The sequence below is a fragment of the Salinisphaera sp. C84B14 genome (genome assembly GCF_040361435.1).
Classification (GTDB): domain Bacteria; phylum Pseudomonadota; class Gammaproteobacteria; order Nevskiales; family Salinisphaeraceae; genus Salinisphaera.
Map to the genome: position 1 here is coordinate 1 of NZ_APNL01000020.1, position 15,624 is coordinate 15,624.

At 63.1% G+C, this 15,624-nt stretch carries 14 protein-coding genes; all 14 read right to left on the reverse strand.

The annotated features are described in order from the left end of the window. A partial coding sequence (locus C84B14_RS15285) for a ketopantoate reductase family protein (RefSeq protein WP_353225373.1) occupies positions 1–274 on the reverse strand: 274 nt, incomplete at its 3' end. A 147-nt stretch (positions 275–421) separates the two neighbouring features. Continuing rightward, positions 422–1,573, reverse strand: coding sequence for an acyl-CoA dehydrogenase family protein (locus tag C84B14_RS15290; protein ID WP_353225375.1), 1,152 nt, complete (start codon positions 1,571–1,573; stop codon positions 422–424). A gap of 27 nt (positions 1,574–1,600) precedes the next feature. Further along, positions 1,601–2,788 (reverse strand): acyl-CoA dehydrogenase family protein, encoded by a 1,188-nt coding sequence (locus C84B14_RS15295; protein WP_348765208.1) that lies wholly within the window; start codon positions 2,786–2,788, stop codon positions 1,601–1,603. Between the two features lie 23 nt (positions 2,789–2,811). Further along, on the reverse strand, positions 2,812–4,899 hold the full coding sequence (locus C84B14_RS15300; protein ID WP_353225377.1) for a 3-hydroxyacyl-CoA dehydrogenase NAD-binding domain-containing protein: 2,088 nt from the start codon (positions 4,897–4,899) through the stop codon (positions 2,812–2,814). A 78-nt stretch (positions 4,900–4,977) separates the two neighbouring features. Then, complete coding sequence (locus C84B14_RS15305) at positions 4,978–6,639, reverse strand: long-chain fatty acid--CoA ligase (protein ID WP_353225379.1); 1,662 nt, start codon at positions 6,637–6,639, stop codon at positions 4,978–4,980. 182 nt (positions 6,640–6,821) lie between these two features. Beyond that, entirely contained in the window at positions 6,822–7,646 is an 825-nt protein-coding gene (surE, locus tag C84B14_RS15310) for a 5'/3'-nucleotidase SurE (RefSeq protein WP_353225381.1), read from the reverse strand. Positions 7,647–7,685: 39 nt separating this feature from the next. Continuing rightward, on the reverse strand, positions 7,686–8,768 hold the full coding sequence (locus tag C84B14_RS15315) for a phosphotransferase (protein WP_353225383.1): 1,083 nt from the start codon (positions 8,766–8,768) through the stop codon (positions 7,686–7,688). A 2-nt stretch (positions 8,769–8,770) separates the two neighbouring features. Beyond that, positions 8,771–9,535: an SDR family NAD(P)-dependent oxidoreductase gene (locus C84B14_RS15320; protein WP_353225384.1), complete on the reverse strand. Its 765-nt coding sequence runs from the start codon at positions 9,533–9,535 to the stop codon at positions 8,771–8,773. Between the two features lie 67 nt (positions 9,536–9,602). Further along, complete coding sequence (locus C84B14_RS15325) at positions 9,603–10,817, reverse strand: acyl-CoA dehydrogenase family protein (RefSeq protein ID WP_353225386.1); 1,215 nt, start codon at positions 10,815–10,817, stop codon at positions 9,603–9,605. Positions 10,818–11,391: 574 nt separating this feature from the next. Continuing rightward, entirely contained in the window at positions 11,392–11,856 is a 465-nt protein-coding gene (locus C84B14_RS15330) for a PaaI family thioesterase (protein WP_353225388.1), read from the reverse strand. A 3-nt stretch (positions 11,857–11,859) separates the two neighbouring features. Next, entirely contained in the window at positions 11,860–12,660 is an 801-nt protein-coding gene (locus C84B14_RS15335) for an IclR family transcriptional regulator (RefSeq protein WP_348765216.1), read from the reverse strand. 63 nt (positions 12,661–12,723) lie between these two features. Next, positions 12,724–12,951, reverse strand: a complete 228-nt coding sequence (locus tag C84B14_RS15340) for a hypothetical protein (protein ID WP_353225390.1) — start codon at positions 12,949–12,951, stop codon at positions 12,724–12,726. A gap of 116 nt (positions 12,952–13,067) precedes the next feature. Further along, a complete protein-coding gene (locus tag C84B14_RS15345) occupies positions 13,068–14,513 on the reverse strand; it encodes a DHA2 family efflux MFS transporter permease subunit (protein WP_353225392.1) in 1,446 nt (481 codons plus the stop codon). Next, the gene (gene curA, locus C84B14_RS15350) at positions 14,513–15,541 is read right to left on the reverse strand and encodes an NADPH-dependent curcumin/dihydrocurcumin reductase (RefSeq protein ID WP_353225394.1); all 1,029 of its coding nucleotides are present in this window, start codon (positions 15,539–15,541) and stop codon (positions 14,513–14,515) included. Before curA ends, C84B14_RS15345 begins: the two co-directional genes overlap by 1 nt. Positions 15,542–15,624: the final 83 nt, after the last annotated feature.

The following is a 15,624-nucleotide window of genomic DNA, read 5'->3' on the forward strand; positions in this document are numbered from 1 at the left end:
GCAGCGCACCGCGATCGATCGATGGCAGCACCTTCACACAGCAGATCACGTAGTCGGCTTCCCCCTCGGGCGTATCGCCGTCGCGATAGACCGCGTCGGGGCGATACGACAGCTCGCCCAGCGGGCTGTCGATCTGAAAGCCGTCGGCCTTGACCGCCTCGTATTCCGAACGCAGGACCACGCTCACATGACAGCCGGCGCGCTTGAGAATCGCGCCATAGAAACTGCCGATCGCCCCGGCCCCGACCACCACCACCCGTGTGCTCTGACTCATAGCAAATTCCTTGTTCAATAACGCCCGGCCAGATACCGGGCATCGGCCCTGACCGTCGGCTTACCCGTTCGACCCGGCCGAAAATCTAAAAAAAACGGGCTGCCAGCGCCAGCCGACAGCCCGTATTGAGCTAACCCGGCATCCGGATCACGCGGCCGCGTTCTCCTCGACCAGCAGGTCGATGAGACGGTCGGTGTGATAGTTGCCGTCGCCCAGGTAGTGGTCGATGAGCACGATCCGCTTGGCGTAATGGGAGATGGAGGATTCGTCCATCATGCCCATGCCGCCGAACAGCTGAATCGCCTCTTCGGCCACGTGGCGGCCGGCCTTGCTGACCATGGCCTTGGCCGCGGCCAGACGCTGGCGACGCTCGGCGTCGGGCGCATCCAGCGAGCAGGCCGCCCACAGGGCCAGCGAACGTACCTTCTCGAGCGAGATACGCATATCGACCATGCGGTGCTGCAGGGCCTGGAAGCTGCCGATCGGCACGCCGAACTGCTTGCGTTCCTTGATGTAGTCCAGGGTCAGATCGCAGGCCACTTCCATAGCGCCGGCGGCTTCCGCGCACAGGGCGATGATGCCGCGATCCAGCGCATACTGCAGCGGTACGGCCGCGCCGCCCTCTTCGCCCACCAGGGCATCGGCGCCGACCTTGACGTTATCGAGCACGATTTCGGCGGCGCGATGGCCGTCGAAGGTGGTGTAACCGTCGCGCGACACGCCGTCGGCGTTGCCGTCGACCAGGAACGCGCTCAGGCCGTTCTTGCCCGGGTTGTCGCCGCTGCTGCGGGCGATCACAAGCAGGCGATCGGCGCTGTCGCCGCCGAGCACCACGGCCTTCTTGCCGGACAGCACGTAGCTGTCGCCGTCCTTCTGGGCCGTGGTTTCGATCCAGAACGGATCGTAGCGGCCGTTCGGCTCGTAGCAGGCCAGCGCATACTTCTGCTCGCCAGAGATGATCGGCTCCAGGGCCTCGGCCTTGGCATCGTCACCGAGGGCGGCGTCCAGGAAGGTGCCAGCAAGTACTACCGTGGACAGATAAGGCTCGACCACCAGACCGCGGCCAAAGCCTTCGGCCACCACCATCAGCTCCGCGCCACCGCCGTTGAAGCCGCCCGCGGCTTCCGAGAACGGCACCGCCAGCAGGCCCAGTTCGGCGAACTGCGACCACACCTCGGGGGAGTAGCCGGTGTCGGATTTGATGATCTTTTCGCGCTGCTCGAAGCTGTACTGATCGGCCACCACGCGGTCGACCATGTCCTTGAGCATGCGCTGCTCGTCGCTATAGGAAAAATCCATTGTCTATTCCTTTTCCTGCGTACCGGACTACAGTCCGAGGATCGCCTTGGAAATGATGTTCTTCTGAATCTCGTTGGAGCCGCCGAAGATCGACAGCTTGCGCAGATTGAAGTACGTGGAGGAAGCCGAGGCCGAGAACTCGGGGCCGAAGGCGTCTTCGCCCACGTCGAGATCGGGGAACGGCAGCGCATAGGGGCCGGCCAGCTCGCGATAGAGATCCGAGATCTTCTGGCGCACTTCCGTGCCCATGACCTTCAGAAACGAGCTTTCCGCACCCGGCACGCCGCCGGCTTCGGCGGCCGACACCACGCGCAGGTTGGTCATTTCGACCGCCATCAGTTCGAGCTCGAGCTCGACCAGACGCTCGGCCACGCGCGGATGCTCGATCAGCGGCTTGCCTTCGGCCTGCTCGTTGCGTGCAATCTGCTTGAGGTGTTCGAGCGCAGCCTTGGAAATACCCACGCCGGCAATGCCGGTACGTTCGAAGGTGAGCAGGTACTTGGCACAGGTCCAGCCCTTGTTCTCTTCACCGACGAGGTTCTCGACCGGCACCTTGACGTTGTCGAAGAACACTTCGTTGACTTCGTGCGCGCCGTCGAGGGTGATCAGCGGGCGCACGGTCACGCCGGGCGTGTTTTCCATGTCCACCAGCAAAAAGGAAATACCTTCCTGCTTCTTGACCGTGGTGTCGGTACGTACCAGCACGAAAATCATGTTCGCGTGCTGGCCGAGCGTGGTCCAGGTCTTCTGGCCGTTGACGATGTAGTGATCGCCATCCCGCTCGGCACGGCATTTCAGGCTGGCCAGGTCGGAGCCGGCGCCCGGCTCGGAGTAACCCTGGGCCCACCAGTCCTCGCTTTTGAGGATACGCGGCAGGTAGTAGTCCTTTTGTTCCTGGGTGCCGAACTTGATGATCACCGGCGCGACCATGTTCAGACCGAACGGCAGGATCCGCGGCGCACCGGCTTCGGCGGTTTCTTCCTCGAAGATGTGCTTCTGGATCGGGCTCCAGCCCGGGCCGCCATGCTCTTCGGGCCAGTTGATCGCCAGCCAGCCCTTTTCATACAGCGCGCGCTGCCAGGTGATCATGTCCTCGGGCGAGACGTGCTCGGAGGACTTCACCTTGTCGGAAATTTCCTTCGGCAGCTTCTCTGCCACGAAGGCCCGGACCTCGTCGCGGAATGCGAGTTCGGCTTCGTTATATTGAATATCCATTATTTACTCCGTAATACCCAGCGTTACAGGTCGCCGAACTTGCGGCCTTCGCTGGCCAGCTTTTCCAGCAGGGCCGACGGCTGCCAGACCGGGTCGCCCGATTCGTCGTAGAACTGTTTTACCTTGGCATGGATGGTGTCCAGACCTACCTGATCGGCCCAGAACATCAGACCGCCCCGATAGACCGGGAAACCGTAGCCATAAATCCATACGATATCCACGTCCAGCGGACGCATGGCGATGCCTTCCTCGAGAATCTTGGCACCCTCGTTGACCATCACGTACAGGCAGCGCTCCAGGATTTCCTGATCGCTGACTTCGCGGGTCTCGATGCCCTTCTCGGCGCGGTACTTCTCGATTTCGGCCATCGCCGTTTCGGACGGACGCGGGGTACGATCGCCTTCGGCATAATCGAACACGCCGCCGCCGGTCTTCTGGCCCCAGCGTTCCTGCTCGGCCAGCGCGTCCATCCAGTCGCGCTCGGGCGCGTTTTCCGGATCGTCCTCACGCAGGCCTTCACGGATACGCCAGCCCACGTCCAGGCCGGCCAGATCGGCCATGGCGAACGGGCCCATCGGCAGACCGAAATCGAACAGCACCTTGTCGACCTGCGACGGCGTTGCGCCTTCATTGACCAGCTTGACGGCCTGGGCCTGGCGCTTGTGCAGGATGCGGTTGCCCACAAAGCCGTTGCACACACCGACCAGCACGCCGACCTTGCCGATACGCTTGGACAGGTCCATCACCGTGGCGATGACTTCATCCGACGTGGCTTCGCCGCGCACGTTCTCGAGCAGCTTCATGACGTTGGCCGGCGAGAAGAAATGCATGCCGATGACGTCTTCGGGGCGCTTGGTCGACTGCGCGATTTCGTCGACGTCGAGCGTGGAGGTGTTGGTGGCCAGAATCGCGCCGTCCTTGCAGACCCGATCCAGCTCGCCGAACACCTGCTTTTTGACCTTCATGTTTTCGAACACGGCCTCGATGACCAGGTCCACGTCGGACAGGTCGTCATAGGACAGCGAGGTGCTGATCAGCGACATGCATTTTTCGACCTGCTCTTCGGTCATGCGGCCTTTCTTGGCGGTCGCTTCGTAGTTCTTGCGAATCAGGGCCACGCCCTTGTCGAGCGCTTCCTGCTTCATTTCGAGCATCTTCACGGGGATGCCGGCGGACAGGAAGTTCATGGCGATGCCGCCGCCCATGGTGCCGGCACCGATGATGCCGACCTGCTTGATGTCACGCTTGGGCGTTTCCTTCGAAATGCCGGGCACCTTGCCCACTTCGCGCTCGGCAAAGAACACGTGGCGCTGGGCCGCGGATTCCGGCGAATTCAGCAGTTCGGTGAACAGCTCGCGCTCGCGCTTCATGCCGGCTGCGAAATCCAGCTCGGTCGCGGCCTGAACGGCCTTGATGCAGTGGAAAGGCGCCAGGAAGCCGCGCTTCTTGCGCGCAATCGACTGTTCGAATTCAGAGAAGACGTTGTCGCTTTCCTTTTCGACCGACAGCTCGCTGACCTTGCGCCGCGGGGCGCCGTCTGCCACCAGCTTCTCGGCATAGGCAATGGCTTCGGCCTTGAGATCGCCGGAAACGACTTCGTCGACCACGCCCATGTCCTTGAGCTTGGCCGCCTTCATCGGCTTGCCTTCGACAATCGCCTGCATGGCGGCCTTGGCGCCGATCAGGCGCGGCAGGCGCTGGGTACCGCCCGCGCCCGGCAGCAGGCCCAGGTTGACCTCCGGCAGGCCCATCTTGGCCGAATCCAAGGCCACGCGATAATCGCAGCCGAGGGTGATTTCCATACCGCCGCCGAGTGCGGTGCCATGCACGGCCGCGATCAGCAGCTTGTCGCTGTTTTCCAGCGTCTGCACCACGTCGGGCAGGCTCGGTTCCTGCGGCGGCTTGCCGAATTCACGGATGTCTGCACCGGCCGGGAAGGTCCGGCCACCACCGATGATCATCAGCGCCTTGGCACCGTCATCGGCCAGGCCCTTGTCCAACGCATCGACGATGCCCTGGCGCACGGCATGCCCGAGGGCATTGACCGGCGGGTTGTCGACGGTGATCACGCCGATGTCGCCATCGCGTTCGTAGGAAACCACTTCACTCATAACTACTCCTTGTCCAATTCGTGGGCCGCGCGCTCGGGCGCGGCGTGTTTATTCGTTGTCGAACTCGCCGGCCTTGACCTAGCCGGTGGCCTGCGGCCACTCCTGTTCCTGTAGCGCGCGCCACATCAGCTTGCCGGTGGGCGAGCGCGGCAGGGTTTCGCAGATTTCGATCACACGCGGCACTTTATAGGCCGCCATGTTTTCCCGACACCATTCCCGAATGTCCTCGGCGCTGGCCGCGTCGGCACTGTTGAGTACCACGCAGGCCTTCACGCTTTCACCGCGGCGCGGATCGGGCGTGGAGATCACGCAGGCCTCGCGAATCGCCGGATGACGATACATCAGGCTTTCCACCTCCGCGGGCCATACCTTGTAGCCCGAGGCGTTGATCATGCGCTTGACCCGGTCGACGATGAAGAAATAGCCCTCGTCGTCGTAATAGCCGATATCGCCGGTACGAAAGAACGATTTGCCATCGAGGTCGATGAACGCGGCCTTGGTTTCCTCGGGCCGGCGCCAGTAGCCCGAAAACACCTGGGGCCCGTTGCTCACAATCTCGCCGACCTCGTTGGGCCCGAGTTCGGTCAGCGTTTCGGTATCGATGATGCGCGAATCCACATCGAACACCGGGATGCCCAGGCACTGGGCCTTGGGCGCGTCGAAGGGGTTGATATGGGTCGCCGCGATCGTCTCGGACAGCCCGTACCCTTCGATGTAGTGCAGGCCGGTAAGCTTGAACAGCTTGTCGGACACCGCCGCCGGCATCGCCGCACCGCCGCCGCCGATGTTCTCCAGGCTCGAAAGATCGTATTTCTCGATCTCGGGGTCGGAGAGCATGTCGATCGCCATGGTGACGATATTGGTCCAGCGGGTGATCTTGTACTGCTCGATGAGCTTCGCCGCCGTGCGCCGTTCCCAGCGCGTCATCAATACGACCGTGCTACCGATGAAGATAGGCGCGTTCATGCCGTTCTGCATGCCCGTGACATGAAAATACGGCAGCGTGGCCAGGGATTTGCCTTCCGAGGTGCTACGGCTCCAGTAGACGCTGTGTACCGCCGAGGCCATGACCGTGCGATGGGTATGCACACAGCCCTTGGGCGCGCCGGTGGTACCCGAACTATAGGGCAGCACGCACAGATCGTCGGGCCCGGCCTCGTGGGCGCTCGGCGTGTGGCCGGCGTTCAGGGCGTCGGCCCAGAGCACGGCGTTGTCGCGACCGGTAGCCTGGGTTTCGGCCTTCACTTCGGCCGGCAGATCGAGATCGGTGGGCGCGCTCGCATATTCGCCGTAGTTGGCCACAATCGCGTGGCCAAGCTTGCCGCTATCCAGCAGCGGCGCCACCGCTTCGTAGCGCTCCTGACCACAGATGCATACGGTAGCCTCGGTGTCCTCGACATAGTGTTCGAGTTCGACGCTGCGGTTCATGGGGTTGACCGGCACCACCGCCGCATCGGCACGCAGAATGGCGTAGTAGCCGATCACGAACTGCGGCGCGTTCTGCATGAACAAAATCACGCGATCGCCGCGCTTGACGCCCTGGGCCTGCAGATAGCCGGCCAGCGCACAGACCTGTTCATCGAGTTCGCGATAGCTCAGCGGCGTGTCGTAATAAACGATGGCCGGTCGCTCGGGATAGCGCCGCGCCGAGATTTCGAGGTTGGTGTAGAGGCTGGTCTGTGGCAGCCCCAGCGAATGGGGCAGGTTGGCAGGCCAGGCGGCATAATGCCGATCGAACATAGCAGTGGTCTCCTCGCTTTCCAGCGTTTGGCGCTGCCCCACTCTTGATCGGTGTTCGACAGGCCACGGTTTGCATTGCCGGTGCCGCAACGCCGCCTGCGTCACGAATGATCGGTCGCAGGCGAGGCAGCAGCGTGGCGTCTTTAACTTGAAATACTATTTCGTTTTTTGAAGCCGCTTTTTTACTCCGCGCGTTGACTGATGTCCAGTCGCCAAGCGTCGGTCAGCGCTTGCTGTTCAAGCAGGGCTTCGTCGCAGCGGCTGCCGTGCAACGGCGTGGCCGAGACATAGCCGTCACGCAGCGCCACCACATCCGACGCTGGATCAGCGACGGTGGTGATATCGCGTTCGAAACTCAGCCAGTGATAAGCCAGTCCGCGACCGTCCGCTCCCGCGATCAGTCGCGGGCCGACGATCGTGCCCGTGGACTGGCGGGTAAAGCGTAGCCCTTGGATCGACTCCGCGGCCTGCATGGGGAAATTCAGGTTCCAACAACAGCGGCCGACTTCATCGCGCGCGCTCCACAGGCGTCGTATCGTCTCCGCTGCATAGGCTTCGGTGGCCGAAAAGTCGAGCGCGCCGCGATCGTGAAAGACCTGGCTCAGGGCGATCGCCGGCAAGCCCAGATGATCAGCCGCCAATACCGCGCCCACCGTGCCGGAATACATGACCGAGTCGGACAGATTCGCGCCCCAGTTGACCCCGGACAGCACCAGGTCCGGCGGATCGTCGCGCAGCCAGTCGGCCATGGCGACCATCACGCAATCAGCGGGCGTGCCGGTCAAGGCGTAACGCTGGCTGCCGTATTCGGTCACCCGTAGTGGGTGGTGCATGGATATGCTCTGCCCCACGCCGCTCTGGTCGGCCATGGGGGCGACCACCCAGACGTCCTCGGCGACCGCGGCAGCGATGCGTTCGGCCACGGCCAGCCCCGGCGCCTCGACGCCGTCGTCGTTGGTCAGGAGAACTCGGCGGATCGGCTTCATGGCGTCGGGTCGTTGTGGCATATCAGACCCACCAGTCTCGCACGCGCCTGTAACGTTCGTTCAATCATGGGCACGCGCGACCGCCCAGCCACGTTCGGCGATCAGCCCGGCACGGCGGCCAACGTTCAAGGCATCGCTGTTGCTCGCATTACCCTGCAACGCCCGCGCATACACACCCTGCAGAATCGCCGCGGTACGAAACAGCGAGAACGCCACGAATACCGGCCAATCGTCGATCGGCGCGAGCCCGCGAGCCTGGCGGTAGCGCTCGAGCTGTTCGGCTTCGGTGGGAATACCGTGGGCGGCCAGATCGAGACCTTCGACCCCGCGCACACCGGCCACACCGTGCGGCAGGTGGTAGGGCATGCAGGCATAGGCCAGATCCGCGAGCGGATGACCGATGGTGGCCAGCTCCCAGTCGAGCACGGCGGCCACGTCGGTCGAGTCCGGCGCAATCAGCAGATTGCCGATACGGAAGTCGCCATGGGCTATCGCCGGGGTGGTGTCCGCGGGAATATGGTCGGTCAGCCACTGGCCGAGCGCATCCATATTCGGGTCGGTCTCGGTCGCCGAGGCCTCGTACTGGCCGCGCCAGCGCTTGATCTGGCGTTCGACATAGCCGTTCGGCCGTCCGAACTCGGACAATCCCACGGCATCGACGTCCACGTCGTGCAGTGCGGCCAGCGCATCGATGAGCCCGCGATAGATATCGCCGCGCTCTTGCGCCGCCAGTTCGGGCATGGCGGGATCACCGAACACCCGGCCCGGCACATAGTCCATGACGTAGAACGGCGTGCCGATAACGTCGGCATCCTCACAGTGCACATGCATACGCGGCACGGGCACGCCGGGCGCGTCGACCAAAGCCGACATCACCTTGTACTCGCGATCGATGCGATGCGCCGACGGCAGAATCTTGCCCGGCGGCTGCTTGCGCAACACGTAGTGGCGCGGCGCGTCGGCGCTGCCCGTGGTGAGGAAATAGGTCGGGTTCGACTGACCGCCCTGGAACTGGCGAACCTCGAGTCCGCCGTCGACCAGGCCATGGTCACGAAGATACTGTTCGAGCGCACCCTCATCGAAGCGGTGCGCCTCGCGCACCGCGACGATTTCCGGCGCGCCGGCCTGACTCTGATCCACCATGTTCAGCTGATCGTCTCGCCGCCGTCGGCGACGAGCGTCTGCCCGGTGACATAAGCACTGGCATCGGTGGCCAGGAACATCGCCACGCCGGCGATATCCACCGGCTCGCCGATACGGCGTACCGGCGTACGTTTTTCGGCCTGTTCGAGCCGTTTCGGATCTTCCACCAGCGCCTTGGCGAAATCGGTACGCACCAGCCCCGGGGCGATGGCATTGACGCGAATATTCTGCGGGCCCCACTCCACCGCCAGATTACGCACCAGCGCGGCTTCGGCCGCCTTGGATACGCCATAGGCGCCGATCACGGTGTTGCCGCGCAAACCGGCGATCGACGACAGCACGACGACGTTGCCGCCGCCTTGCTCGGCCATGCCGGGCAGCACCATGTTGCAAAGCCAGAACGTGCCGCGCACGTTGGTTTCCATGATCTTGTCCCAGGCCTCGTCGGACAGTTCCGCCGTGGTGCCATAGACCGGGTTGGTGGCGGCATTGCACACCAGCACGTCGATCTGGCCATAGGTTTGTTTCGTCTTGTCGACGAGATTCTGCAGATCTTCTTTCTTGCCCACGTGGCAGGCAATCGCGACGGCGTCGTGGCCGGCGTTGCGCAGTTCTTCGGCGACCGGCTCGCAGGCTTCGCTCTTGCGGCTGGAAATCACGACCTTGGCGCCGTGCTCGGCCATCTGCCAGGCAATCGCCTTGCCGATACCCCGGCTCGAGCCGGTGATCACGGCAACCTTGCCGCTCAAGTCAAACAGATTGGACATCAAATTCTCCTGACGTTAACGAACGCGTGCCGGCAGCCTGCGGGCCACCGGCACGGCGTGCATGAAGCTAGCCGCGGGCCGCGCGCTGACGGCGCAGCTCGAGCTTGGCGATGCTGTCCAAATGCACTTCGTCCGGACCGTCGGCCATGCGCAGCGTGCGCACGTTCGCCCAGGCCGAGGCCAGGAAGGTGTCCTGGCAGACGCCCATGGCACCGTGCGCCTGGATGGCGCGGTCGATGACGTTGAGGGCCATCTCGGGGGCAATCACCTTGATCATGGCGATTTCCTGACGGGCTTCCTTGTTGCCCACCTCATCCATCATCTTGGCGGCCTTGAGCGTAAGCAGACGCGCCTGCTCGATTTCGATACGCGAACGCGCGATATTCTTGCGGATGGAATCGAACTCGGAAATCTTGCGGCCGAAGGCCTCGCGATTTTCGACCCGCTCGCACATGGCTTCCAGCGCGCGCTCGGCGATGCCGATGGTGCGCATGCAGTGATGGATACGGCCCGGCCCAAGGCGGCCCTGGGCGATCTCGAAGCCACGGCCTTCGCCCAGAATCAGGTTCTCGGCCGGTACGCGCACGTTGTCGTAATGAATTTCGGCATGGCCCTTGGGGGCATGGTCGTAGCCGAACACATGCAGCGGCCGTTCGATGGTCACGCCCGGGGTGTCCAGGGGCACCAGAATCATCGACTGCTGACGATGCTTTTCTGCGTTGGGGTCGTTCTTGCCCATGACGATGGCGATCTTGCAGTTGCGCGCCATCGCACCGGAGGACCACCACTTGCGGCCGTTGACGATGTACTCGTCGCCGTCGCGCTTGATTTCGGTGGCGATGTTGGTGGCATCCGAAGAGGCCACGGCCGGCTCGGTCATGGAGAAGCAGGACTTGATCTTGCCTTCCAGAAGCGGCTCCAGCCACTCCTTCTTCTGCGCTTCGCTGCCGTAGCGTTCAAGCACTTCCATGTTGCCGGTATCCGGCGCGCTGCAGTTGAACACGATCGGCGCGATCGGCGAGCGGCCCATGATCTCGCACAGATGCGCATAGTCGTAGTTGGACAGCCCGGCGCCGTAATCGCTTTCCGGCAGAAACAGGTTCCACAGCCCTTCGGCCTTGGCCTTGGCCTTGAGCTCTTCCATGATCGGCGGCCAGGCCCAGCGATCCTCGGCCTCTTGATGCTGCTGTTCATAGACCGATTCGGACGGGTAGACGTGTGCGTCCATGAACGCGAGCAGCCGGGCGTGCAGATCCTCGGCCTGCTTGGATAGTGCAAGCATGATCTCTCCTCAATGTGGCGAATGTTGTGCTCGCACCCGCTTACCCCACGGCAAGCGAGCCCAAGCCTGTTCTTTTACCGAAGCGAAACTGACACAGCCGCAACCGACCGTCAATTTAATGAAACGCAGTTTCATACTCGGCATGAACGATCGTTCGTTTTTTACGCAAAGGTCGGCATGAGCGAGCCCTTTCCAGACCTTCCGCAATTGACCGAACGATCGTTCACCGAATTCGACCATACGCGCAGTCGCCACAAAAATCGACTCTTTATTGCGCACAAATAAGTGCGTGCACGCCTGCCTGCCGGCTCGTGCGTCGATCCCGGCGCGCCGCGCTTAAATCCTGCGCAACCGCGACGCGCAGCAGCGCGCACTGCCCGCGCCCGTTTCGTTATCAGCCCCGCCCCGAAAAACTGTTCAATAGAGGATTTTCGGGTTGCTAACGCACAGGTGCGAAAGCATGCGCGCCACGGCCAACGGCGGTGAAGCCATTGCAGGAAACGACGGACACCTGCCGGCGTTGCGCTCGATGGCGTTGAAAACAGCTGATGGGGCCGGCTGTTTTCGTGCCCGATCAATAATCGATGGGAACGCCTTCCGGGCCTTCACAGCCGCTGCGCAGCCGGTAGGTACCTTCGCCGATCGCGAGCAGGCGTTCGTCGGCATCGACGATATCGACCGTCGAATTGAAGATACGACGCCCGCCCGCGCGGCGCCGACCGATCGCGCGTACGACGCCCTGGCTGGCCTGACCGGTAAAGGTGGTGGTCATCGACAGGGTGATCGCCTTGCGGATACGCCCTGGGTAGGGGCAATAACTGCCGGCCGCCGCACCCGCGATATCGAGCAGCGTGGCGAGAATGCCGCCATGCAGCACGCCGGCGAGGTTGAGATGCCAATCCTGAATTTCGAGTTCGAGCGTGGCCCGATCCGGCACCCATTCGACGAACTCGAAGCCCAGATGCGCGGCGAAGCCGCGATCGTAGCGCGCGTTGGCGTCGGCCAGCGACAACCGATCGGCCTGGTTGCTATCGACCATCGATCAGTCGCCACCCACGACAAGCTGTCTGACCTGTTCCACTACCTGTTTGAGCCGCGGGCCGAGGTTTTCGACCAGCACATCGCGGGTCAGACGCTGTGCCGCGCCGCCGCAGTTGAACGACACCACCCGCTGACCGTTTTCCAGGATCAACGGCACCCCCACCCCGCTGATGTCGCGGCTCCAGGTCCGATCGGTCATACAGAAGCCGTAATTGGCATAGTCTTCGTAGGCGCGTTCAAGCAACGGCTCGATGTCGGACCACGGCATGGCGCTTTCAGCACGAATGCGCTCGTAATAGGGCTCTCGAGCGGCCGGCTCGTGGGCGGCGAGAAACGCCAGTCCCATCGACGACAACCCCATCGGCACCCGCGAGCCCACCTGCAGGCGCAGGATCAGCGGCCCCTTGCCCTGGCAGGCATGGGTATAGGTCAGGTGGGCGCCTTCGGGCACACCGAGTGCGACCATGCAGTCGGTGGCATCGGCGAGCTCCTGCATGAACGGCTGGGCGATATTGCCCACCCCCTCGCTGGCCAGATAGCGATAGCCCAGGTCGAGCACGCGCGGCCCGAGCCGGTACTTTTCCAGATGCGGCATGTAGAGCAGATAACCCAGCTGCGTGAGCGTGGCCGTCAGTCGCGACACGGTCGGCCGGGGAATGTCGGTTCGTTTGGCCAACTCGGCATTACCCAGATATTCGGCCGCATCGCCGAAGCAGCGCAGCAGCTCCAGCCCCCGCGCAAGCGCGGTGACATAGTTATGACCCTTGGTGTCCGGACTGTCCGGCGCCATCGTCTTTCGCATGATCTCAATTCCCAAGCCACAAATGTCTAGCGCCGCGTCGGCTGTGCAACGCAGCTATGTCCGTTATGTATTTTTCTGTTCACGCCGCCGCACCGCGCCGACGCCAAATAAAACGCGGGCTCGATCGACCGATAGAGCCGTTTTTAGAGAACACCCGCCCCCTGACTGGAACACAAGATAGTCATAACCGTAAGCAATCGCCATACCGAAAAAGTCGCATGGCAACAGCGTCATGACGCTGTCCTGCGCTCGGTCCGCCGAGATGGCGGCCCCGATATCCTGAATGGTCATTTTGAAAACGAACGAACGTTCGACAAATATTGCCTACCGCTGGTACAGAATCGTGAAATTAATCTTTTTTGATTTGGTCGGCAACGTCTATCGGTTGTCACCCTTCGCCTGCCGGTTCAATCGCTAGCGCGTGACATGGCGCGAGAAAGTCGATGCAAGGGCCAGAATGCAATGACGAACAATAGCGCCAGCGCCACGAAGGCATAATCGAAACCGGCTTCGAAGACCCGCTGGGCAGGCTCGGCCGGATGGCGCAGCCGGTAGAAGTCACTCGCATACTGCGCAAGTACCGCCGACAGGTTCACCCCCAGGGCACCGCCGATCTGGCGCCCGAAATTGATGATGCCGGAGCCCCGATCGAGTTGTTCTTCGGGCAACAACCCCAGGCTCGCGGTGGTGATCGGCGGCATCATCAGACCCACGCCGAGTCGGCCGAATACGGCCCAGATCACCAGCCATGCGGCCGTGGTAGGAATTTCGGCCGCCGCCAGCAGCACCATGCTGGCAACGAAGAAAAGCAGGCCCCAAGACACGATCCGGCCAATCGGCACGCGGTCGGTCAGATGACCCGCTACGGGAAAGACAAACGCCATGGCCAGGCCCGCCGGCACCAGCATCAAGCCGGAGGCCGAGGCGCTCATCCCCGCCGACTGCTGAAAATAAAGCGGCGCGAGATAGGTGCTGGCGAAAAGCCCCGCCCCCATGACCATCGACAGCACGAAACCGCTGGCAAAGCCGGGCCTGGCCAGCACGCTCAGTTCAAGCAGGGGTTCGCGCACGCGCCGCTCCCAGGCTACGAAGACGACGGCGAGCAACAGGCCGCCGATCAGGGCCAGATCCACCAGCGGATCGAACACGCCGCGCCGATGCAACGAGGCGATCGACCACAGCAGCGCCACCAGCGAAATGCTCAACAAGGCCATGCCCACCCAGTCGAGCGAGGCGCGGCGCGTGCCCCGACCCGGCAGAAAACGCCAAGCCAGCGCGGCCGCCAGCGCACAGGCCGGCAGGACCACGATAAAGGTGGCCCGCCACGAAAACCCGTCGACCAGCACACCGCCCAGCGCCGGCGCGATCGCCGGGCCCAAGATCACTCCCATGCCGTAAATGCCCATGGCCTGACCGCGCCGATGGACGGGAAAGACCTGAAAGATGGCCACCAGCGCATGCGGCTGGATCATGCCCGCGGTCAGACCCTGACCGACACGGGCTGCGACCAGGGTAGGAAAATCGCCGCTCACGCCCCCAACCACGGAAGCGACGATGAACCCGCCCATGGCGAGCACGAACGCGCCGCGCGAACCGAAACGCGCCGCAGCCCAGGCGTTGAGCAGCATGCCCACGGTCATCGCAGCGAGAAACCCGGTCGCCAGCCAGTGGACCTGATCCTGAGCGACGTTGAAGCGGGTCATGATCGCCGGCACCGCGACGTTGATGATGGTGGCCGCGAGCACCACCGAAAACGTGCCGAGCATGACCGTGGCCGAGACATACCACTTGTAGCGCGCGCCGAAGCGCTCGCCGAGTACGGCGTAGGTTCTTGGTGTCGGCGCGTCCTGCATCAACGCGTGGGGTCGGCTGCGACCTGTACCAGCAGTTTGCCGCGATTGCGCCCCTGCAACAGTCCCTGGAAGGCGTCGACCGCGTTGTCGAGCCCGGCAACGATGTCTTCCTGATACTTGACCTCGCCGCTACGCACCCAGGCACTCATATCGCGCTGGAAGTCGCCGTAGCGATGGCGATAGTCGAACTGGATGAAGCCTTGCACACGCAGGCGCTTGACCAGCACCTGACCCATGAACGCGACCAGACGATCGGGGCCGTCCGGCGCCTCGCTGTCGTTGTAATGGGCAATACGACCGCAGACCGGCATACGTGCAAAGTCGTTGAGCAGGCCCCGCACGGCGTCGAACACCTTGCCGCCCACGTTCTCGAAATAGACGTCGATACCATCCGGACAGGCCGCGGCGAGCTGCGCCTCGAAGTCGTCCTCTTTGTAATTCACGCAGGCATCGAAACCGTAGTGGTCGACAACGTGCGCGCATTTGTCGGCCGCGCCCGCAACGCCCACCACGCGACAGCCCTTGATCTTGGCAATCTGGCCGACGACCTGGCCCACCGCGCCGGCGGCGGCCGATACCACCACCGTTTCGCCTGGCTGGGGCTGGCCTATCTCGTCGAGCCCGACATAGGCGGTAAAGCCCGGCATACCGAGCACCCCCACCGCCGTGCTGATCGGCGCCTGTGCAGGGTCGAGCTTGCGCACGGTCTTGGCCGCCTGCACGGCATATTCCTGCCAGCCACCGTGCGCGAGCACGTAGTCGCCGACGGCGACGCTATCGTCGTTGGATTCGACCACCTCGCCGATGGTCGCACCTTCCATGACCGCACCTTCGGCCACGCTTGCCGCATAGGACTTGGCCGCGCTCATGCGACCGCGCATGTACGGGTCGAGCGACATGTATATCGTCTTGACGAGGACCTCGCCCTGGCCCGGTCGCGGTATGTCGCCCTGCTGCATCTGCAGATGCGTTTCGTCGGGCATGCCCTGCGGGCGTTGGGCAAGAATGATCTGGCGGTTGACGGTCATGGAGACACTCCTGGATTGCGCCAATTGTTTGCAAAAAGCTGCGACACAAATAAAACAGGGGCACCAAAGTGCCCCTGTTGCAT

What these genes read in the sequence shown, in the direction of transcription:
- C84B14_RS15320 (WP_353225384.1), bottom strand. Translation starts at nt 9,535, where the DNA reads ATGTCCAATCTGTTTGACTTGAGCGGCAAGGTTGCCGTGATCACCGGC.
- C84B14_RS15300 (WP_353225377.1), bottom strand. Translation starts at nt 4,899, where the DNA reads ATGAGTGAAGTGGTTTCCTACGAACGCGATGGCGACATCGGCGTGATC.
- C84B14_RS15330 (WP_353225388.1), bottom strand. Translation starts at nt 11,856, where the DNA reads ATGGTCGATAGCAACCAGGCCGATCGGTTGTCGCTGGCCGACGCCAAC.
- C84B14_RS15335 (WP_348765216.1), bottom strand. Translation starts at nt 12,660, where the DNA reads ATGCGAAAGACGATGGCGCCGGACAGTCCGGACACCAAGGGTCATAAC.
- C84B14_RS15340 (WP_353225390.1), bottom strand. Translation starts at nt 12,951, where the DNA reads ATGACCATTCAGGATATCGGGGCCGCCATCTCGGCGGACCGAGCGCAG.
- C84B14_RS15315 (WP_353225383.1), bottom strand. Translation starts at nt 8,768, where the DNA reads ATGGTGGATCAGAGTCAGGCCGGCGCGCCGGAAATCGTCGCGGTGCGC.
- C84B14_RS15295 (WP_348765208.1), bottom strand. Translation starts at nt 2,788, where the DNA reads ATGGATATTCAATATAACGAAGCCGAACTCGCATTCCGCGACGAGGTC.
- curA (WP_353225394.1), bottom strand. Translation starts at nt 15,541, where the DNA reads ATGACCGTCAACCGCCAGATCATTCTTGCCCAACGCCCGCAGGGCATG.
- C84B14_RS15290 (WP_353225375.1), bottom strand. Translation starts at nt 1,573, where the DNA reads ATGGATTTTTCCTATAGCGACGAGCAGCGCATGCTCAAGGACATGGTC.
- surE (WP_353225381.1), bottom strand. Translation starts at nt 7,646, where the DNA reads ATGCCACAACGACCCGACGCCATGAAGCCGATCCGCCGAGTTCTCCTG.
- C84B14_RS15325 (WP_353225386.1), bottom strand. Translation starts at nt 10,817, where the DNA reads ATGCTTGCACTATCCAAGCAGGCCGAGGATCTGCACGCCCGGCTGCTC.
- C84B14_RS15305 (WP_353225379.1), bottom strand. Translation starts at nt 6,639, where the DNA reads ATGTTCGATCGGCATTATGCCGCCTGGCCTGCCAACCTGCCCCATTCG.
- C84B14_RS15345 (WP_353225392.1), bottom strand. Translation starts at nt 14,513, where the DNA reads ATGCAGGACGCGCCGACACCAAGAACCTACGCCGTACTCGGCGAGCGC.